16 protein-coding genes and 2 pseudogenes are annotated in these 19,649 nt (G+C 72.1%); 11 read left to right on the top strand and 7 right to left on the bottom strand.

Features of this window, described 5'->3' with window-relative positions; genetic code table 11:
* Nucleotides 1–51: 51 nt before the first annotated feature.
* Together ACFXA3_RS00725 and ACFXA3_RS00720 are read left to right on the top strand one after the other, a co-directional pair.
* Nucleotides 52–396: pseudogene (locus tag ACFXA3_RS00725) on the top strand (hypothetical protein); the annotation flags it as partial.
* Between the two features lie 78 nt (nt 397–474).
* A pseudogene (locus ACFXA3_RS00720) lies at nt 475–873 on the top strand (M23 family metallopeptidase); the annotation flags it as partial.
* Nucleotides 874–1,019: 146 nt separating this feature from the next.
* On the opposite strand, the gene ACFXA3_RS00715 reads toward ACFXA3_RS00720, so the two are convergent.
* Entirely contained in the window at nt 1,020–1,223 is a 204-nt protein-coding gene (locus tag ACFXA3_RS00715) for a hypothetical protein (protein ID WP_385180002.1), read from the bottom strand.
* 140 nt (nt 1,224–1,363) lie between these two features.
* On the opposite strand from ACFXA3_RS00715, the gene ACFXA3_RS00710 reads away from it, so the two are divergent.
* The 3 genes from ACFXA3_RS00710 (at nt 1,364) to ACFXA3_RS00700 (ending at nt 5,445) form a co-directional block, all read left to right on the top strand.
* Nucleotides 1,364–4,474, top strand: coding sequence for a tetratricopeptide repeat protein (locus ACFXA3_RS00710; protein WP_385180000.1), 3,111 nt, complete (start codon nt 1,364–1,366; stop codon nt 4,472–4,474).
* Nucleotides 4,475–4,537: 63 nt separating this feature from the next.
* A complete protein-coding gene (locus tag ACFXA3_RS00705; protein WP_385179997.1) occupies nt 4,538–4,993 on the top strand; it encodes an RpiB/LacA/LacB family sugar-phosphate isomerase in 456 nt (151 codons plus the stop codon).
* Between the two features lie 113 nt (nt 4,994–5,106).
* A complete protein-coding gene (locus tag ACFXA3_RS00700; RefSeq protein ID WP_385179994.1) occupies nt 5,107–5,445 on the top strand; it encodes a hypothetical protein in 339 nt (112 codons plus the stop codon).
* Nucleotides 5,446–5,628: 183 nt separating this feature from the next.
* Here ACFXA3_RS00700 and ACFXA3_RS00695 read toward each other — a convergent pair whose 3' ends face one another.
* The gene (locus ACFXA3_RS00695; protein ID WP_385179992.1) at nt 5,629–6,765 is read right to left on the bottom strand and encodes an RNA-guided endonuclease InsQ/TnpB family protein; all 1,137 of its coding nucleotides are present in this window, start codon (nt 6,763–6,765) and stop codon (nt 5,629–5,631) included.
* Nucleotides 6,766–6,791: 26 nt separating this feature from the next.
* Between ACFXA3_RS00695 and tnpA the strand changes: the two genes are divergently transcribed.
* A complete protein-coding gene (gene tnpA, locus ACFXA3_RS00690) occupies nt 6,792–7,208 on the top strand; it encodes an IS200/IS605 family transposase (RefSeq protein WP_385179989.1) in 417 nt (138 codons plus the stop codon).
* A gap of 363 nt (nt 7,209–7,571) precedes the next feature.
* Here the strand turns inward: tnpA and ACFXA3_RS00685 are convergent, their stop codons facing one another.
* A complete protein-coding gene (locus tag ACFXA3_RS00685) occupies nt 7,572–8,516 on the bottom strand; it encodes an alpha/beta hydrolase (protein WP_385180065.1) in 945 nt (314 codons plus the stop codon).
* A gap of 165 nt (nt 8,517–8,681) precedes the next feature.
* Between ACFXA3_RS00685 and ACFXA3_RS00680 the strand changes: the two genes are divergently transcribed.
* Both ACFXA3_RS00680 and ACFXA3_RS00675 read left to right on the top strand, forming a co-directional pair.
* Nucleotides 8,682–9,263 (top strand): TetR/AcrR family transcriptional regulator, encoded by a 582-nt coding sequence (locus tag ACFXA3_RS00680; RefSeq protein WP_385179986.1) that lies wholly within the window; start codon nt 8,682–8,684, stop codon nt 9,261–9,263.
* 63 nt (nt 9,264–9,326) lie between these two features.
* A complete protein-coding gene (locus tag ACFXA3_RS00675; protein ID WP_385179983.1) occupies nt 9,327–10,571 on the top strand; it encodes an MFS transporter in 1,245 nt (414 codons plus the stop codon).
* A gap of 189 nt (nt 10,572–10,760) precedes the next feature.
* Here ACFXA3_RS00675 and ACFXA3_RS00670 read toward each other — a convergent pair whose 3' ends face one another.
* Complete coding sequence (locus ACFXA3_RS00670) at nt 10,761–12,029, bottom strand: RICIN domain-containing protein (RefSeq protein WP_385179980.1); 1,269 nt, start codon at nt 12,027–12,029, stop codon at nt 10,761–10,763.
* Nucleotides 12,030–12,714: 685 nt separating this feature from the next.
* Between ACFXA3_RS00670 and ACFXA3_RS00665 the strand changes: the two genes are divergently transcribed.
* Complete coding sequence (locus ACFXA3_RS00665) at nt 12,715–13,941, top strand: hypothetical protein (RefSeq protein ID WP_385179978.1); 1,227 nt, start codon at nt 12,715–12,717, stop codon at nt 13,939–13,941.
* Between the two features lie 198 nt (nt 13,942–14,139).
* Here the strand turns inward: ACFXA3_RS00665 and ACFXA3_RS00660 are convergent, their stop codons facing one another.
* The 3 genes from ACFXA3_RS00660 to ACFXA3_RS00650 form a co-directional block, all read right to left on the bottom strand.
* On the bottom strand, nt 14,140–15,036 hold the full coding sequence (locus tag ACFXA3_RS00660; RefSeq protein ID WP_385179975.1) for a hypothetical protein: 897 nt from the start codon (nt 15,034–15,036) through the stop codon (nt 14,140–14,142).
* Nucleotides 15,033–16,046: an SPFH domain-containing protein gene (locus ACFXA3_RS00655; RefSeq protein WP_385179972.1), complete on the bottom strand. Its 1,014-nt coding sequence runs from the start codon at nt 16,044–16,046 to the stop codon at nt 15,033–15,035. Before ACFXA3_RS00655 ends, ACFXA3_RS00660 begins: the two co-directional genes overlap by 4 nt.
* Nucleotides 16,047–16,582: 536 nt before the next feature.
* Nucleotides 16,583–16,873 (bottom strand): ClpX C4-type zinc finger protein, encoded by a 291-nt coding sequence (locus tag ACFXA3_RS00650; RefSeq protein ID WP_385180062.1) that lies wholly within the window; start codon nt 16,871–16,873, stop codon nt 16,583–16,585.
* Between ACFXA3_RS00650 and ACFXA3_RS00645 the strand changes: the two genes are divergently transcribed.
* Nucleotides 16,813–17,115 carry a hypothetical protein gene (locus ACFXA3_RS00645; RefSeq protein WP_385180070.1) on the top strand — a complete coding sequence of 101 codons (303 nt, stop codon included), beginning with the start codon at nt 16,813–16,815 and terminating at the stop codon, nt 17,113–17,115. The genes ACFXA3_RS00650 and ACFXA3_RS00645 overlap by 61 nt on opposite strands.
* A 59-nt stretch (nt 17,116–17,174) precedes the next feature.
* A partial coding sequence (locus ACFXA3_RS00640; RefSeq protein WP_385179970.1) for an ATP-binding protein occupies nt 17,175–19,649 on the top strand: 2,475 nt, incomplete at its 3' end.

The raw sequence follows: 19,649 nt of genomic DNA, 5'->3' as shown, positions 1-19,649 counted from the left end.
CCGCCCGTGGTCCACTCCTGACACAACGACTGGCGCGGGCCGGGCCGCCTCATCGCGGTCTGCTACTCGGCAACCACCGGCGCGGGACCCGCGCCGGGACCCGGCACGGGACCCGGCACGGGACCCGGCACGGCCGGCGGCGGTCTCTTCACCGCTCCCGAGCAGTGGAAGGGCGAACGGGCCGACGCGCGGGCCGACCTCTACGCGCTGGGCTGCCTGCTGTACGCCCTGTTCACCGCCCACCCACCTTTCAGGAGCCCCGGCCCGGAGGTCCTGGCGCACCTCCATCTGACGCAGAAGGCGCCGCGCCTGCGAGCGGCCCGTCCTGCCGTACCACCCGCGCTGGAGACCCTGGCATCGCGGCTGCTGGCCAAGGAACCCGACGAGCGACCGCCCCTGGACGAGGCCCAGGCCGTCCTCGCCCTCCTGGCCAACGACCGGCCCGACGACCCGTACGGGCAGGGGCGGCAGTTCTGTGCTCCGGTGCAGGCCGCACTGGGGAGGCCGTACCGGGCGATCGGATCACACTGGTCCCCGGGTTATCACACGGGCGTCGACTTCCCCCTGCCCGCCGGCACCTCCGTCCAAGCGGTTGCCGCCGGGCAGGTGGCGTCCGCCGGCTGGGCCGGGTCCTACGGCTACCAGGTCATCCTCCGTCATGCCGACGGCATCCACAGCCAGTACGCACACCTGAGCAGCATCAGCGTAAGGGGCGGGCAGCGCGTCGACGCCGGACAGCGCGTCGGCCGCTCGGGGAACACGGGCAAATCGTCCGGCCCGCACCTCCACTTCGAGATCCGCACCGGCCCGGGCCACGGATCCGACATCGACCCGGTCGCCTACCTCCGTTCCAAGGACGTCCACCTCCGCTGACGGCACAGGAGGCCCACCCGCGGGCGTCGCGCCCCGTCGGTCCAGGTCCTGAAGCCGCACGGACCAGCCCCGCCCCGGGTCCCCCGCTGTGGAGGTCCGTGACCCCTGTGCCACGCGCAGTCGGCCCTCTGCCCGGGCGCGCCGGGTCAGCGGGCAACTGCCGCGAGCGCCTCGATCACTGCGGTGGCGGTGGTGACCGCCGCTGCGAATCCGACCGCGCCGGCCCTGATGGAGGCCCGGTAGCCGGCCCCGTCCCGGCGTGTGAGGTAGGCGGCCCCGAGGGCCACCGCCGTCGCGAGCAACAGCAGGACCGTGGCGGCCAGCAGAATCAGCGTCAGACGAACAGGCATCACGAACTCCCGGTGAATGATTCCGCGCCGAATGGTGCGGTTCGACGAATGTCGCAGTCCAGCCGTTCAACCGGGTTCATGTGATGGATGATGAACAAGGTTGAACAGGGCGCCAGTCGGGCGGGTGGATCTTGGAGCGTGTGAGCGGTCAGCCCGGGCGGGGACCCCTCGCCGAGCTGAAGAGAATTCTGAAACGCGGTCAGGAGACCGCGGGCCTGAGCAGGAATCAGCTCTCCAAGCAGACGAAGCTCAGTACGACGACGCTCCACAACGCGATCAATGACCCGGGCGAAATTCCGTCCGCGGAGACCCTGCGCCGGCTGACGCCAACGCTGCACCTTGACCTGGACGATCTGCTGGACCTCAGGAGCCGGGCCGTCGAGCAGCGGGACGGCCGGCCGCGGGAGATCCGGGAGGCCCACGACCTGTTGGTCGCGGCGCACGAGGCGATGGACGATCACAGGCCTGCCCGGGAAACCGCTGCTCCTGACAGGCACCAGTCCGTGCCGCTCGTGGGCCGGGTTCCCCCCGAAGCAGATGCCTTTCAAGAACGCGCGGTCATCGAGGAACTGGCCGCGGCGCTGACTGCCGAGCGGCTCGTCGTGATCGTCGGGCTGGGTGGGGTGGGCAAGACCCAGCTGGCGGCGCACTGGGCACGGCGCCAGGTGGGCGCCGGCAACGTCGACCTGGTGGTGTGGGTTGACGCTTCCTCCCGGGACGCCATCGTCTCGCGCTACGCCGAAGCCGGTGCGAGGTTCGCCGCGGCCGACCCGGGCGACCCCGCAGCGGCCGCGGAACGCTTCCTCGTCTGGCTGGAGACCACGCCGCGGCGGTGGCTGGTCGTACTGGACAACGTGGACCGGTCCGACGACCTCGGCGAGCTGCGGCCGACCAGGCAGAACCCCGCTGGACGCACCGTCATCACCGCGCGTCCACGGCATTCCGGGATCGTCGGGCGAGGCCACCGGGTGGTCGAGGTCGACGTGTTCACCGAGGCCGAGGCGGAGGCCTACCTGCGCCACGGTCTGCCCGAGCATCTGGCCGACGATGTCGCCGGAGTCGTCTCCGACCTGGGGCGGCTGCCGCTGGCCCTCGGGCAGGCCGCCGCGTACCTGCTCAACCAGGACGTGGCGTGCAGCGAGTACCGGCGCCGCTTCGCCGACCACCGCGGGCAGCGCCTCGCCGACCTGGTGCCGGAGCGGGACCAGCTGCCCGACGGGTACCCCAGTTCCGTTGCGGTCACCTGGCTGTTGTCGATCGAGGCCGCGGACGCCGGCCGCACTGCCGGTCTGGTCCGGCCCGTCCTGGAGCTGGCGAGCGTGCTCGACTCCGAAGGAATCCCGACCTCGGTCTTGACCACCGGCGTCGCCCGCGCCTGGCTGAGCCACGCCCGCAGTGTCGACACCGGCGCCCCGCCGCAGGAACTCGACGCCGGTACCGTCTACGCCGCCCTGCGCCGCTCGTACCTGTACAGCCTGGCCGGCGTCAGCCATGCCGAGGTGCGGGTGCACACGCTCGTCCAGCGTGCGATCCGCGACGGGATACCGCCCGGGCGGCTGCGCCACCTGACGTGGGCCGCCGCGGACTCCCTCGTCACGGCCTGGCCCGAGCACGGCCGCGATCCAGACCTGAACCAACGCTTGCGGGCCAACACCGAGTCGCTCGAACGGTACGCCGACGAGCACCAGTGGAGCGCTGACGCCCACCACCCCGTCCTGACCGAGGCCGGCCGCAGCCTCGGTCAGGTCGGCCAGGCCACCACCGCGGCCGCGTACTTCAGCAAGCTGCACGCCACCGCTGCGAAACGGCTGGGCCCAGACCACCCCGCCACCTTGGCGGCTCGCGGTGACCAGGTCATCTGGCAGGTCGAGGCGCGCGACGGGGCGGGCCTCGACAACACCAGGCAGCTGGTCATCGATCGCAGTCGGGTTCTCGGACCGAATCATCCCGAAACACACAACGCACGGCACACCCTGGGCCTGGCACTCGGTCGTTTCGGCGATCCGCAAGCAGCCGTGGCAGAACTCGAATCGCTGCTCGCCGACCGGACCGCGATCCTGGGCCCCAAAGACCCCGCCACACTCAAACTGCGGCACAACCTCGCCTTGAACCGGGGCGAGGCCGGCGATCCCGCAGTCGCGGTCTCCGAGTTCAAGGCGGTCCTCGCCGACACCGAAGTGGTGTTCGGCACCCATCACCCCGAGACCCTGGCCACCCGCCATGAGCTCGCCCGCTGGCAGCAGGTCCTGGCCGGTGACCCCGCCCGTGCGGCCACCGAGTTCGCGCAGCTCCTGGGAGACTGGGAACGCGAGCTCGGCCCCCACCACCACCGCACCCTGCTCACCCGAAGCGAACTGGCCGTCACCAGCCTCTCCCGCGGTGATCCGGCCGCCGCGGTCACCGCGTTCGAGTCGCTGCTGGACGTCCGGCTCCAGGCGCTCGGCCCCGACCACCCCGACACGCTCGAGACCCGCCTCTTCCTCGCCGTCTGTCGTCTACGGGCCGGATCGGCACCCGCCGTGGTCACCGACCTGGAGGCGGTTCTCGACGACATCCTGCGGGTCTTCGGCCCACGCCACCCCCACGCGCGTCAGGCGTGCAATCTACTGGCCGCGCTGCGCGACAATCCGGCATCAAGCAGCCTGGACGAGCTGCTCACCGCCAGCCTGCGCGTCCTGGGCCCGGACCATCCCGAAATCTGGCAGGTCCGCGCGAAATGCGTCCTGGCCCGCATCGAGGCCGGAGACACTGCCGGTATCGTCACCGCGCTGGAGGGGCTGGTGGACGACCTCACCCGTCTCCACGGACCGGACCACCCCGACTCCTTGAGGGTCCGGGCCAAGCTGGCCCGGTCACGCATGAACGCCGGCGATCCTGCCGGCGCCCTCACCGACCACGAGGCACTGCTGGCCGCCCACCTTCGCGCGCATGGCCGCGACCATGCGGACGTCCTCTCCACGCTCGCTGCCATCGCCGCGATCCACGGCGCGGCCGGTGACCACGCCAACGCCACCGCGGCGTACGAGGAACTGCTCGCTGTCTGTCTCAGGATCCTGAGCCCCGACCATCCCGACACGCTGGGCACCCGCAACAACCTCGCCCGGATCCGGGGTGATGCCGGCGACGCCGCAGGCGCCGCCACCGCATTGCGGGAGCTACTCGCCGACGGCCTGCGGGTGCTCGCCCCCGACCATCCGCTCCTCGCCGTGATTCGGCAAAATCTCGTGCACTTCCGCGGCACGTCCGACTGAGACTGCCAGACGATTGCGCGACGCGCGGCGACCGTCCGTTCCGCGGCCGGTTAGTCTCGGGGCATGCGGATCGCCGTTTCCTCGGACATGGACGAACCCGTGGCTCGCGCGCTCCTGGAGCAACTGCGCGGCCGCGGACACGACGTGGTGGCGTACGGTGCGCTGAGACCCGGCGACGATCCGCAGTGGGCAGCCTGCTCGGAGGCGGCGGCCCGCGAGGTCTCCGCCGGGAACGCCGACCAGGCCGTCGTGTGCTGCTGGACCGGTACGGGCGCCTCGATCGCCGCGAACAAGGTTCCCGGCGTACGCGCGGCCCTGTGCACGGACGCCTACACGGCGGACGGTGCGCGCCGCTGGAACGACGCCAACGTGCTCGCGCTCAGCCTGCGCCTGACCTCGGAGCCGCTGCTCGAGGAGATCCTCGACGCCTGGTTCGCCGCCGAGGCGAGTGCGGACGCCGAGGACCGGGAGAACGTGGCGCGCATCGAACGGCTCGACGACGGCAGGTCCACACCCTGAGGGAAGGCCGTGACGGCACTCCTCCTGGGGGACCGCCCTCCCCCGCGAGGGGGAGGGGGGTCGGCCGTGGCGGAGGACGCGCGGTTGCCATGTCCGGGACGAGCATCTACGGCATGACGACAGCGAACGGTCACCCGTCCTCCGTGGCACCCGCGCCTGCATGGGCCCGCCGCGCCGCCCATGCCATCGCCCTGTGCGCGCTCCCGTCCGGTCTGTGGCGCATCGCCATGGCATCCGGCGTCTACGTGGGCTACAGCGATCAGGTGCTGCGCGACGTCTTCGCCATCCCGGGCTGGGGCATCGCCTACGTCGTCGGCCTCTCCGTCTTCGCGGAGCCGGCCGCCCTGTTTCCGCTGCTGCTCGTCAGCGACCGATGGCAGCCGGTGCGCCCACGGACCCTCGCCGCCCTGGCGTGGATCGCCTCGGGCCTCCTGATCCTGGTGGCACTTTGACCTCCTCCCCCGCCTGAAGGCGGGGGATTCTCTCCCTGGCGTCCGTGGTGTCGGCTCGCCTTGAGACGGGTTCCTGTTTCATCGCGCGGTGCCCGTGGTTCTGGTGGGTCTTCTCTGCGCTCCGCAGGCGTTTACCCGCCCTTGCGGGCGGGGCCCCCGGTCCGGGGGTGGGTGGAGCTGTTTTTAGGGTGCTGCCGCGAGGATGCGGCGGCCTTCGAAGAGGATGTTCCGTGCGGCGTTGTGGTCGCGGTCGTGCCGGGTCTCGCACCCGGTGCAGGTCCAGGCCCGTACCTTCAGCGGCTTGGGGCCGTCGTGGATTCCGCACGCGGAACATATCTGCGAGGACGGGAAGGACCGGTCGACCTTGACCAGGGTCCGCCCGTACCGGGCCGTCTTGTACTCCAGCATGTTCACGAACGCCGACCAGCCGGCGTTGTGCACGGACTTCGCGAGGCGGGTGCGGGCCAGGCCCTTCACGCTCAGCGTTTCGACGGCGACCGTTTGATTCTCACGTACGAGCCGGGTGCTGAGCTGGTGGTGGAAGTCCTTGCGCGCGTCCGCGACCCGGGCGTGTGCCCGCGCGACGATGATCCGCTGCTTGTCCCGGTTGCGGGACCCTGTGGCCTTGCGGGACAGGCGGCGCTGCTCCCGCTTCAGCTTCTTCTCCGCGCGGCGCAGGAACCGCGGGGAGCGGATGCGGGATCCGTCGGCCATGACCGCAAAGTGGGTCAGTCCCAGGTCGATGCCCTGCTCGCCGACGGTGTCGGGCATCGTGTCGTCGGCCGGGCTGGTCTCGACGACGAATGAGGCGAAGTACCGGCCGGACGGGTCCTTGACCACGGTCACCGTGGACGGGTCCGACGGCAGAGCGCGGGACCACTTCACGGCAACCTCGCCGACCTTCGGCAGCCGCAGCCGACCTGACTCGGTGATCTTCCACCGGTCCGAACGGGTGTATCGGGCGGACTGCCGGTTGTCCCGCTTCGACTTGAAGCGGGGCTCGGCGACCTTCGGGCCCTTCCTCTTCCCCGACAGGGAGTCGAAGAAGTTTCGGTACGCGGTATCCAGGTCCCGCAGGGACTGCTGGAGCACGCCGACCGGCGCGTTCGACAGCCAGGCACGGGCCTCGGTCTGCTTGGCCTGCGTGATCATCAGCTTCGATAGGTCACCCGACTTCGGGAACGGAAGACCCCCGAGGTGAGCGTCCCGACGTGCCCGAAGGCAGTCGTTCCACACCGTCCGCGCACACCCGAACGTCCCGGCCAGCGCGCTGCGCTGACCCAGCGTCGGGTAGATGCGGAAGGTGTACCGAAGCTGCATACCGAAGATCATATTGCGGTTGGTCTATGGATGAGTACGAGAACATCCGCACAGGTAGACACTGCACTTTCCTCCTCCACGCCCACTTGGTTTTTGTGACAAAGTACCGGCATGACGTCTTCACCGACGCCCACCTGGCGCGCATGGAGGAGATCATGCGGGCCGTCTGCGCAGACTTCGAGACCGAGTTGACCGAGTTCAACGGCGAGACCAACCACGTCCACCTCCTCGTGAGCTTCCCTCCGAAGGTAGCCGTGTCCAAGCTCGTCAACTCCCTCAAGGGCGTCAGCTCCCGCCGGCTCCGCCAGGAGTACCCCGAACTCTTCCAGCACTACTACCGTGCCAACCGGCTCTGGTCCGGCTCCTACTTCGCCGGCTCCGTCGGAGGCGCTCCCCTCGCGATCGTCCGCCGCTACATCGAGCAGCAGAACCGTCCGATCTGACCCGCCTGTTACAGCGGAGACGCAGAGCACTCCGGCGCCCCGCGCCTCCGGGCCAAGGACGCATTCCCTACCGCCCTAAAGGGCGGTACTCCCTACGAGAGTCCTGGTGGCAACTCGTGGTCGCCTTCACCGTCGAAAGCCGGACGTACATGACGAGCGGTACGGCATACACCGTATGGGCCTGCACGTTTGCCCCGTTGACCGCGATCCCCGCCCTGATGACGGCCGTGACCTGGTCGTACGCGAAGCGGCACCGCGCACGGAGACGGGCATGGCCGGTACCGCACAGCCGGTGCGGGAAGACCGCGCCTGCAGCGCGCCGTTGCGGGCCGGATCGACGCATCCCTTCGTCGGCTCGCCCGGTCAGCGGCCGCCGGGGTGGCCGAGGGCTTCGCGGAGGAACTCGGTGATCTCCGTCCGGGCCGCCTCGGCCTGCGGCACCACGGCCGGCATGCTGACGAACGCGTGCGTGGCCCCGGGGAACTCGGTCAGCCGCGCGGGCGTCCCGGCCGCGCGCAGGCATTCGGCGTAGCGGCGGCCGTGGTCGGCCAGCGGGTCATGGGTCGGCACCAACACCAGCGCCGGGGCGAGCCCGGTGTGGCTGTCGGCGTGCAGCGGGGACAGCGCGCGGGGATCGGTTCCCGAGGGGACGGCGAGCCGGTGCACCAGCCGTAGTTGGGGAACGGTCAGGGTCGGGGTGTGGGCGTGCTCGGTGACCGAGGGGTGGTCGAGCATCGTGTCGGTCACGTCCGTAACGGGGTTGACCAGCACCTGCGCCCGCAGTCGCAGACCGGCCTGCCTGGCGCGGACGGCGGCCAGGGCGGTGATCAGTGCGCCGCAGCTCTCGCCGAACACGGCGATGCGCGCCGGGTCGATGCCCCAGTCGGCGGCGTGCCGCACCAGGTGGTCGAGTGCGTCCCAGCCGTCGTCGGCGGCGGCCGACAGCGGAGTGTCCGGGGCGAGGAGGCGGTGCTCCACCGAGACGACGAGGGCCGGCAGCCGGGCGGCGAGATGGCTGTTGATCCAGTCGCTCTGCACCGCCGTGCCCACGAACCCGCCGCCGTGGACGTGGAGGACGAGGGGCAGGGCCGCCGCCCGGTCGGCGGAGCCGGCGCCGCGTTCAGGTACCGGCAGGTGGGCCCGTACCGGCCGGTGGACCCGTACCGGCAGACGGCGGCCGGGCAGTGCCAGCGACTGCCAGTCGATCGCGGCACCGGGGTCCGGCATCCCGGTGATCGCCCGCATCGCCGGCGACGCCCGCCTGCGGTTCTCCGCCTCGCTGTAGGCGGCCAGTTCCTCGGCGCTCATCGTCACCCAGTCCGGCTCGCCTCCCAATGCCTGCTCCCGCAGCCCGCTGCCGCTCGCCGACGGCTGCCGTGCACCGCTGTCCCCGCTCATGCCTTCTCCTCCTCGAAGAGTTTCGCTACCTGAGGTATCGATACTTAAGGTAGCGGAACTAGCTATGGTGGGGGAATGACCAGAACGCCTCCTCCCGCCCGACCGCCCGGACGTCCCCGCGCCGGCCTCGACGCCGAGGTCTTCGCCGCCACGCTGAGCACCGTCCACGAAATCGGCTACGCGCGCGCCACGGTCGACCGCATCGCCTCCGCGGCCGGCATCGCGAAGTCGACGGTCTACCGCCGCTGGCCGTCGAAGGGCGCGCTGATCGTGGACTGCCTCCTCGACGCGTTCGGCCCGGTTCCGCTCGAGGAGGGCGCCGACCGGGCCGAGCTCATGGCCTCGACCATCCGCTGGATCGCGGCGAAGATCGGCGAGCCCGGGCTGGGCGACGCGTTCGCGGGCGTGTTCAGCGACGCCGTGAGCGACCCGGCCCTGCGCGAGATCCTCTCCTCACGGTTGCAGGACCCCTACCGCCTCGCCCTCCAAGAGGCGCTCGACGAGCCGGAGAACAGGGTCCTGTTCTTCATCGACGTCGTCGTCGGCACCCTGCTCCACCGGATGGGCATGACCGGCGAACCGATGGTCGATGCCGATGTCGACGCCCTCGTCGCGATGATGCTGCCGCACTTCACCCGCGCCGTCGGTCCGACCTGACGGTGGATCGCCGGACCACCCGCTGATCACCGGCATTGACGATTCACGAGAACAGGAGGCGCCGTGCCGCGCTCCGAGCCGCTGCCCCGCACCGTCCGCCTCCTCTTGCTCGCTCGGGTCGTCAACCGGCTCGGGGCCTTCTCACTGCCCTTTCTCACCGCGCTGATCAGCACCGACCACGGCGCGAGCCTGACCGCTGCCGGTCTCGTCAGCGCCGCCTTCGGGCTCGCGACGATCCCCTCGCGGCTGGCCGGAGGACACCTGGCCGACCGGATCGGCCGGCGCACGACCATCGAGCTCGGGCTCTGCGGATGCGCCGTCGCCCAGCTGGCCATCGCGGCCTCCACGTCGCTCACCCGGGCGGTCGCCGGGGCGGTGCTGCTCGGGCTGGCCTTCGAGCTGTACGAGCCCCCGAGCCAGGCGATCATCGGCGAGTCCGTGCCGGAGCAGCACCGGGTGCGCGCGTTCAGCCTGTTCAGCGCCGCGCTCGCGGCGGGCGGCATGGGCGCCGGACTGCTCGCCGCCCTGCTCGGCCGCTGGGACCTGCGCTGGCTCTTCGTGACCGACGCCGCCACCTGCCTGGCCTGCGCACTGCTGATCCGCCTGGCCCTGCCCCGCGACCGTCCCGAACCAGCCGCAACGGGCCGGAAGGGCAGCGCCGTACGACCGCTGCGCGACCGGACCCTGCTGAACGTCCTGGCCACCGGGACCGCCTACGCCCTGATCAACCAGCAGGCCGCGATCAGCCTGCCCCTCGCACTCGAACGGCAGGGTCTGCCCGCCGCCGACGCCGGCCTGTTGTTCACCGCGGCCGCAGCCACCACCGTGCTCGCCCAGCCGCTGATCCGGCTGCCCTGCGCGACCCGGCTGACCACGCCCGTGGCACTCGCCGTCGCCCATCTCCTGCTGGCCGCAGGTCTGACCGGCTACGCCCTCACCCACACCCTGCCGGCGCTGCTCGCCTCGGCCGCCGTCCAGAGCCTCGGCGACCTCCTGGTCATGGGCCGCATCTACGCGCTGGTCACCGAACTCGCACCGGCCGGAGCGAGCGGCCGCTACCTGGCCGTCTTCGGTACCAGCTGGGGCATCGCCGCGACGCTGGCCCCGCTCGTCGGCACCCAGCTCCTCGCCCACGCGGGGACCACCGCACTGTGGTCGGCCATGGCCGCGTTCTGCCTGCTGCTCGCCGCAGTGCACCTGCGGGTGACACCGGTCTCGGGCCGGTCCGTACTGCCGCTGAACCCCGGCCGAGGTGCGGCCCTTCGCCACGAAGCCGGCGCCGTCGACGACGAACACCCCGCCGCCTGACGCGGGGCAGGGCCCGGGCGCCGAAGGCTTCGGGGACGGTGACGCCGACCCCGACCGGCGTCGCTGCTCGGTACGCCTGGTGCTCCGCCGACACCGCGGCACGCCGCATGTCCGGAGGGCGGGCACGGGGCGGTCCTGCCCGGTACCGCACAGCGGGCAGCCGGGCAGGACTGGTGCTCGCTCGAAAGGTCAGGCCTTCACGAGGACATAGGTCCCGGTGCCGTCGGGCTTGCCCATGCTGTACTGGCGCAGGGGCTGGCCTTCCGCCTTGCGATCGTGGCCGATCATGTAGCCGGTGTACTTGTTCTGAATCCCGATCTTGTCGGAACCGGGGACGTCTCGGTAGAGGTAGAAGCGCTGGAGGTCGTCCGTCTTGCAGTCAGCCTGCTGCAGGACGGCACCCTCGTCGGCGGCGGTCGGCTCGGCAACGGCCAGGCACTTGTTGGTCGCGCGGTTGATCAGGACCTGTTCGGCGAGGCCGTTCTCCTCCGGGCCGCGGCACAGCTGCCATTGGTCCTGGCTCAGCCAGGCCTGGGAGGCGGGCTGCAACTGGACGTTGTTGCTCATGTCCAGGAAGCCGGGCGCGGACCAGAACAAGGCGCGGTCCGGTGTGGCGATCTTGTAGCTGGCCATGTCACAGGTGAACCCGGGCGGCGTGCCGGTACCGGGAAATCCGGGGATGTCCTGCGCGACGGCCTTGGCCGGCGCGGCCGCCTCGGAGTCGGCTGCGGCGGAACTCCTCGGAGCGCGGAGGGCTGCGCTGCAACCGAGGATGTCCTGAGCCTTGCGCATGATGCTGCTGGGCGGGACGGTGTCCTCGCAGCGCACCGCGCCTTCTTCCAGGGTGGTGTAGGTGGTGTAGCTGCCGCTGGTGGGGCCGTCGACCCACTTGGTGGCGAAGGTGTTGTTGCCCAGGGCGACGCGGTTGCAGTTGAGGCTGCCGTACTCGCCGGTGACCTTCCGGGTCCCCTCGTACAGGGCGTAGTAGCCGGGCTTGCGGAAGTCCCAGGTGATCGACTTGGACTCGCTGCTGGTGGTGCTGGCAGACATCTGCACGCTCAGTCCCAGGCTCGCGCCGACCATGCCGAGGGTGCCGATCTGGAAGTCGCCCTGGATGGAGACGTTCAGGCCCACCGACACGGTGACCGTGCTCTGCGTGCTGGTCTCCACGGTCTGGGAGCCGGTCGTGCCGTCGGTGACGTACCAGCCCTTGAAGTGGGTGATCGTCGGAACGATCTGGGTGGACTTGATGTACGGATACCGCTTGCCGAGATCGGCCGGCGTACAGGCGTCCCCGAGCCTGGGCTGGCCGGCCGCCGCTGCGGCGGCCCCGGAAGGAGCGGGAGCGGCCTCGGCGGCGGAGGCGGCCGTGGCCGCCGTGGCGGAGAGCGCGGAGACGGCGACGGCGAGGACCGTCAGTCCCCTTTTCCAGCGGCCGGATGATCGTGAGTGACGCATCGTACTCATCCCCCTTGGGCCGGACCCGCGTTGGGGCAGGCGGGAACCCCGGCCGGCGTGGTCGGTGTGATGGTGCGGATCACCAGTGAACGTAGCGGCAGCGGGACCGGTGCGGCGACGCCGGAACCGGTCAGAGGGATCATGGGCTCGCAGCCGACGCGGAGTGGCCTGCTTCTGCACAGGCCCAATCGGGCTTGCCCGGGTTCGTCACCGTTCATCAGGGTCAGGGGTGATGGGATGACTGGCTGGGAGCCAGTCATCAGGAGTGGCCCTCCCCTGGCCGGATCACGCTGAGCGCGCCGTACGCGGACGCTCCCTGACGCCCGGCCGGACCGGCGGATCCGCGGACCGGCGAACCGTGTGGCCTGCAGTGCTGTCGGCGGGACGCGCCCGCTGCGTCAGGTTTGCCTCGACGGGCAGGCCGCATCCGGCCACGAAGGCGCCGGCCCGGGCCACGCACTCCCTCCCCCTCGCCGGCCACAGCCCCGGTCCGGTCCGGTCCTGGTCATCCACGTGCGCTCCGGCCACCGGCAGGTGCCGCCCGCCGGCGGCGGCGGCTCTCCGCCCGACCGCGATCCGGCCAAACTTTCACATTCCGAACATCAATCCGAGCAGCGGTTCCTAGCATCCCGGTGACCTTCACGGCCGTGTGACCAGCACCGGCCGTCTCGGGGAAGGAAGTTCAGTGAACCGCGCCAGACGCTGTCTGGTGGCGATCGTCTCGCTCGCCATCGCCGCCACCACCCTCACCGGCACCGCCCCGCCGCCCCCACCGACCCCCGCGCCGTCCTCCACCCCGCAGAAGAACTGCAGGCCCACAGCTCCGGGGTCCGAGGTCCGCAAGGACGGGGCGGTCATGGCCTGTGTGGAGAGCTCCCCCGCGCAGGCCCCGGCCGCCACCGGCACCGCGGGCCCGGCCCGGCTCACCGAGCCCTACTGCGTTCCCGATCAGGAGAACGGCACCTTCAGATTCGGCTCCACCCGGCACGGCTACTGCACCGAGAAGACCGTCACCTACACCCTCTACGACGAGGCAGGTGCGACCCTGGGCACCGGGGTCGTCAAGGTCGCCACCTTCGCGACCCTCGACCCGAAGAGCAGAACCTGGTCGGAGACGGTGCAGGCGACCGCCACGGAGGTCAGCTCCAGGGTCGGCGCCCTCCTCATCGGCTTCGAGGCCTCCTGTTCCTACAGCTGCACGATGGACAGGGCCAAGGCCTGGGGCGGAAAGCACGAGCTCCTCAACCGGGGCCAGAGCAAGGACGACTACGTCACCTACCGGACCACCGTGGCGAACGGATTCCAGTCCGTCGTGGTGCCGCGGTACAAGGTGGACCTCTATTCCGTCGGAGAATCCGCCCCCGGCAAGCGCGACAACGAATGGAACGGACTCACCCTCCGCTGCGACGCGGTACTCGCAGATCCCGGCTGCATCGTCTCGGGGAACATGGCCAATGTGAACATCTCCATAGGCCGGTACGGCGCCGCGGCCATCACCTACCTGTGGGCCCAGCACAATCTCTACGCCAACAATTTCGGGACCAAGGAAAAGCCCCTGGAACGCAACGCGGACGAGAACGCGGCCAAGCGCAAGCGCTACCAGACCTGCGACGCCGCCCCGGACCCCATGGTCAGACGGCCCGACCTCGTGCCGGACGACTCCTGCGACGAATTCCCGTTCGCCGGATCATTCCAGGGCGGCACCAACGGCGCGCAGTGCGCAGAAATCCTCCCGTTCAAGGAGAACGGGGGCTGGCAGGTCGACGTGATGGAACCCAGGTCCAACGCCCCCTGCGTCCGCAGCCACGTACCCAACGGCGACAACACGGGCGCGGGCGGGGAATACGGCCGCGCCGTCCAGAGTGAACGCATCCTGGACGGGGAGTTCTATACGGTCACCGTCACGGAATAGCGCCGCCTCCGCCCGGCCGTGGCCGTCCGCGGGTCCGCATCATCGCGATGTCGCGGCGGCGGAACCCGGGCCGGCCGTGGAGGTCGGGCAGGTGGCTGCGGCGCACGCAGTTCACCCGCGCCGATCACACCATGCCGCGGATCCGCAGTGGCGGCAGCCGGTCGGGCGGTGCGCTCACGTCACCGCTCACCCCACCGCTCACGTCACCAGGTGCAGCGCCGTTTCCGCGATGCCCAGCCGTACGCTCTGCCCCCAGGTCAGCTCCAGGGCGTCGCTCTCCATCCCGTCGCCGAAGACCACCATCCGGTCCGACTCCACGGTCAGTTGCAGTCCCTGCCCCCGCCCCAGCTCTCCGGCGACCTTCGTCGTACCGGTCGTGGGTGAGGGCCACGCCTCGCGCACGAACCACAGGAGCCGCCGGTCGCAGGGTGCGGGCAGCCCCACGGGGCTGCCGCGCTCCAGCCACAGCGAACGCAGCCAGCCGGTGGCGCCCGTACCGGTGCCCACCAGCACCCCGGAGGACGCCTGGGCCTCGCCCGGGCCCTGCTCCCCGTCGGAGCCCAGACGGTAGCGGGCCGTCTGGTGACCGGGCGAACCGAGGTAGATCTCGTTCAGCGCGACAAGGCGCTGGGTGTCGTCGGCGACCGCCTCGACCATGGTCAGCTCCTGCGCCCCGCCCCCGGCGGCCGCCGCACGCAGCAGGGCGGCTGCGTCCGCGCAGCGGTGCCGGACCAGGACGCCCGGATTGCGCCCCGGGTCGGTGTCGATGCCCACCACCGGCTGTCCGCGGAGATACTTCGCGGTGTTGGCGACCAGACCGTCCTGGCCGACCACGACCACCACGTCCTCCGGGGCGAACAGGAAGCGGTCCAGATCCGCCCGCTCCACCCGGGAGCTGCGCCAGGTGAGCGGAACCGCCGCCGCCACCTCCCGCAGCGCCTCCCGTGTGCGGTCGTGGCGGCGGACCACCTCGTCGATCGACCGGCCCCGGCTGGACAGGAAGAACGCGGCCTGCCCGTGCGTCCCGTGCCGGGCGAGCAGTTCCTCGTACTCGGTCCTGCGGTGCACGAGCACCGCCCGCGGGGCCAGGCTCACGCGTCCGCGCCGCCTTCCGGCCGTCCGAGCCTGGCGAGGAGCCCGGTGAGGACGTCGGGCGAGAGCGTGATGCTCTCGATCCGCGGCAGGTTCTCCGCCAGCCTGGTCGCCGCGAGGGCGTGCAGCGTGCCCGGGCCGGCTTCGTCGTGCACGTGCAGCCAGGCGGCCTGGACCTCGGCGCGGGCCGCGCCCGTCTCGCGCGCCGCCTCGGCGTCCGCGCGGGCCAGCCGGACCTTGCGGGCCGCCTCGGTCTCGGTCCGTACGCCGTCCGCCGCCGCCTTCTCCTCGGCTTCGCGGCGGGCGTTGATGCCGCGCTGGTCGATCAACTGCTCTTCGCGTCGCGCCAGTTCGATCTGACTGGCCAGCTCGTTCTCGGCGATGGCACGCTCACGCTCGACGGCCACGGCCCGCCGTTCGTACGTGGCCCGGTCGGCCTCCTGCTGGATCTGCTCGCGGGCCGGGGTGCGCAGGGCGCGCTCCACCTCGGCCTCGGGGCGGATCGCCACGACCCGCACGGCCACCACCTCGATGCCGGTGGCCGGGAGCCTGGGCTCGGCGGCGAGACCGGCGGCGACCCGCTCCCGCACGGAGGCGACGCCGTCCACCAGGGCGACGGCCAGCGAGGTGCGGGCCAGTACGTCCAGCGTGTGCTGCTGCGCGGTCTCGGTCAGGAGAGTGGCGATCTGCTCCAAGGGCGCGCCGCGCCAGCTCCCGGTGTCCGGGTCGATGGAGAAGTCGAGCCGGTCCGCGGCCTCGGTCGGGTCGCTGATCCGGTAGGTGACGGTGGCCTGCACGGCAACGTCCTGGAAGTCGGACGTACGGGCGTGGAACGCCATGGCCAGCTCCCGGTCGTCGACCGGGACTTCGGAGAGCGCCGCCGACAGTGACCGGTACCAGAAGCTGAGCCCGCGCCCGTCGTGGACGAGTCGGCCGCGCTTGTGGTGGCGGATGTGAACGGTGGGCGCGGAGCGCAGATGACGCCAGCCGAAGCGCCGGGTGATGTCGGCCATGACGGACCCCCTTGATTTCGTCAGTGCGACGATAACGAAGGCGGCCCATATCGTCAAGGGGACGAAAAGAAGGGGTTCGGGGGCGCGGGACGCTGCCCCCGCGTGCCGCAGCACACCCGTCAGCAGGGCGCCGCGGATGGCCGCGCCCGCGCCCAAGGCCCGCTCGTCGACGCGCGGTCGAGCGGAGGGGCTTTCACCGCGAGTCACCACCGGCCGGGTCGCCCGGCCCTCCCCCGTCTCCCGACGCCAGCGAGTCCGGTTCCCCGCTGACAACGCGGCGACCACGGCGTCGGCGAGCCCCCTTGCTCGTTGGGCGGTGGCCCCTCGCCATACGACTGCCTCGACCACGCACCGGTGGACCTCGGCCGGCCGGGCCCGGTCCGGCGCGGAGGAACCGCCGCGGCCACCCGCCCGGGCGGCGGCCGATGACCCGCACACGGCATCTGCTCACCGGCGCCCGTGTCGAGCCGATCCCAAGCCCCCCCGCGACGGTCCGTCAAGAACAGACGGAATACGGCTCGGCATCTCCTCGTCCGTCAGCGACTCCCGGACGGGCACGCGGGGTTTCGCCGGGCTGCCGAGGCTCGCTCGGTGATCGAGGCGGCGAGGGCCACGCACTCGTTGCAGATGTGCACCCCGGCGCCCGCGACCAGTGATCGCCATGGCTGACCCACACCCCCGGAGGGACGGGAGTCGACCGGGACTGTGCTTCCGGGGACCGGTCCGTGCCCGGGCGAGGTCCGTACCCGGGAAACGGTCTGCCTTCTTGCGGCGCGAACCCGGTGACGCCTTCGTCGCCGCGGAACTCGACGGCGCCACGGCCACATCCACGGGCGGCGCACCGCTCCCTGCGCACTTCGTGCCGACCGGACACCCGGTCGACTCCCCCGGCGAGCCGGCCCGGGCGCCGCCGGACCAGGTGCCCGACCCGTTCCGCAGCCGCCTGCCGGGCGACGCCGCCACCGGCCCCGCGGCCTCGCCCGACAGGCGGTTGATTCCCCACTCGACAGGAGGGGCGGCGGGAGCGATGATCAGCTTCAGTTCGGGGGGACGTACGGGCGTGACGTGAAGGTCTGGTGTCGCTCGTCTTGTTGGGCGGTCGGCACCGTGCCCGCGACATCAGGGGAGATGCCGGTGTTTCGAGCGGTGACGGATGCGGTGGCGGTTGCGGGCACGGCAGGCATGCCGAAGGGGCCGCTGATCGGGCGGGACGGCGAACTGGACCGGCTCACCCGGCTGTTGACCGAAGAGCGTCGGACGAGCAAGGTCGCGGTGATCGAGGGCACGGCCGGCATCGGCAAGACCCGGCTGCTGGGGGCGCTGGTCGAGCGGTCCGCGGCGGCGGGGCGCGAGGTGCTGCGGGGGGTGGCCACGCCGGCCGACACCGATGTGCCGTACGGGCTGCTGATGCACGCCCTCTACCACACCCCGGCGTTGGACCTGCTGGAGGAATTCGCCGACCAGCCGTCCCCGGGGGCCTCCCAGCTCCACCGCAGGCACCGCCGGCTGCGGGACGCCCTGCTGGAGAACGCCGACCGCACACCGGTGCTCCTCGTCCTGGACGACCTCCAGTGGGCCGACGAGGAGTCCCTGCGACTGCTCGAACACGTCTTGCGCGGGCCTGCCGACCAGCGCCTCGGCCTCGTGCTGGCGCACCGCACGGGAGGCTGCCCGGCGTGGCTGGCGCGTGCCCTCGGGGACACCGCCGCGCTGCGGATCGCGCTCGGCCCGCTGGCCCCCGCCGACGCCGCCCTGCTCGTACCGGGAGCCCCGCCCGCCCGGGAGCGCCAGCTCGTCGCGGCGGGCCGCGGCAACCCCCGCCAGCTGCGCGCCTTACACTCCCTGACGGCCGCCCTCCCGGCCGACCGGGCCGACGAGCTGGCGGGCGAGCTGGCCTCGGGGGACCCCCGCCCGGTGGGCCTCCTCGACGGCTGGTACCCGGATCCCGACCTGCTCGGCGAGTTCGACAGCCTGCCGGCCGGCGCCCGGGCGGTACTGCAGGCGGCAGCCGTCGCCGGTGCGGAGTTCGACGCGGCGCTCGTCGCGGAGGTGGCCGTCCTGCCGGAGCGCCAGGTCGGCACCGCCCTCGACGAGCTGGCCGACCACGGCTGCATGGTGGGAAGTGCCGGGTGGTACCGGTTCGGCAGACCGCTGCTGGGCTCCGTCGGCTACCGTCTGGCGAGCCCCGCCTGGCGCGTCGAGGCGCACCGGCGGGCCGCCGCCCAACTCGACCGGCGCGGCGCCGCGCCCGGTGCCTGGGCCGCGCACGTCGAGCACCTGGCCCGTACGGCGTCCGGGGACGAGCTGGCCCGGCTCGTCGACATCGCCCGGGCGGAGTTGCACCAGGCGCCCGAGACCAGCATCCGGCGGCTGCGCACCGTGCTGCGGGTGCTCGCCGACCGGGGTGACCGTGTCCAGCTCCGGCGGGCCGCGCTGCTGTTGGGCCGGGCCCTCACGGTCACCGGGCGGCTCGACGAAGCCGCCGAGGTGCTGCGGCCGCTGCTCTCCGGCGCGAGCGGTGGCTCGACGGCCGCGGCGGACCTCCTCGCGCTGGGCGAGCGGCTGCGGGGCCGGGGGGACCGCGCGTACCGGCTGCTGCACGAGGCCGGCATCTGCGACGGCACCCCGGCGGAACCGGGCACGGCCCCGCCCCGGTGGTCGCGTACGGCAGACCCTGCGGCCCGCGCGCAGGAGGCCGCGGACGCCCGGCCCGGCACCTCGGTGGAAACCGGGATCAGCCTGGCCAGACGCGACATGATGAACGGTCAGTGGGCGCGATGTCTGGGCCGACTGGACACCCTCGGCATCCCGTCGGACCGCCCGGAACTCGCGGCGGCCGCCGACGCCCTCAGAAGCCTCAGCCTGATCGTCCAGGGGAACGTGCCGGGCGCCGTCGATGCGCTCGACTCGGCCGAGCGCAGCGCCGACTCCCTCACCGGGAGCGAACGGCTGCGGCTCCTCGGCGGTCTGCCCGACCTGTGCTGGGCGGAGATCCTGCTGGAACGGCCGAACCAGTGCGCGCGCCGGGTCGAGGAGGCCCTCGCACTCGCGGAGGCCCACCGGCACCGCTACATGCTTCCCGAACTGCACGTCGTCCGGGCATCGTTGCTGACCGCGTCCGGGCCGATGGAGGACGCCCTTGCGGCGGCGGACACCGCGCTGGAGCTGGCCAGGTCACTCGGCACGACGGAGATGCTCGCGCCGGCTGCGGGCCTGCGGCTGCGGGCCATCCTGTACGGCGCCGGCCCCGGGGCCGCCGGGCCGGCGCTGGCTCTCCTGGAAGGCTGCCCGGAGCCGGAGACGTGGATGTGGGCGGGCTTCATCCGGCACGTACGCGCCGAGGCCGGGATGGCACTGGGACGTCCGCTGCCGCCGGCGGAGGGGGTACGGCTGCTCGTGTCCCCGGACGGGGACCGGTCCGATCCGATGTGCGTCCACGGCCACGATCTCGCGGCCGAGTTCTGGGCCCGGACGGGGGACGCCGAGGCGGTCGCCCGCCACGCCGAGCAGGCGAATCGCGTCCCGGTGCCCGGGCTCGCGGTCTGCGGCGCGATCGCGCTTCTCGCCGACGCCCGGCTGGCGGCCGTCCGCGCCGAGCACGAT

The organism is Streptomyces sp. NPDC059456, from assembly GCF_042750055.1.
Lineage (GTDB): Bacteria > Actinomycetota > Actinomycetes > Streptomycetales > Streptomycetaceae > Streptomyces.
Note: the sequence above shows the minus strand (reverse complement) of the source record. Positions and strands in the feature narration are given on the sequence as shown.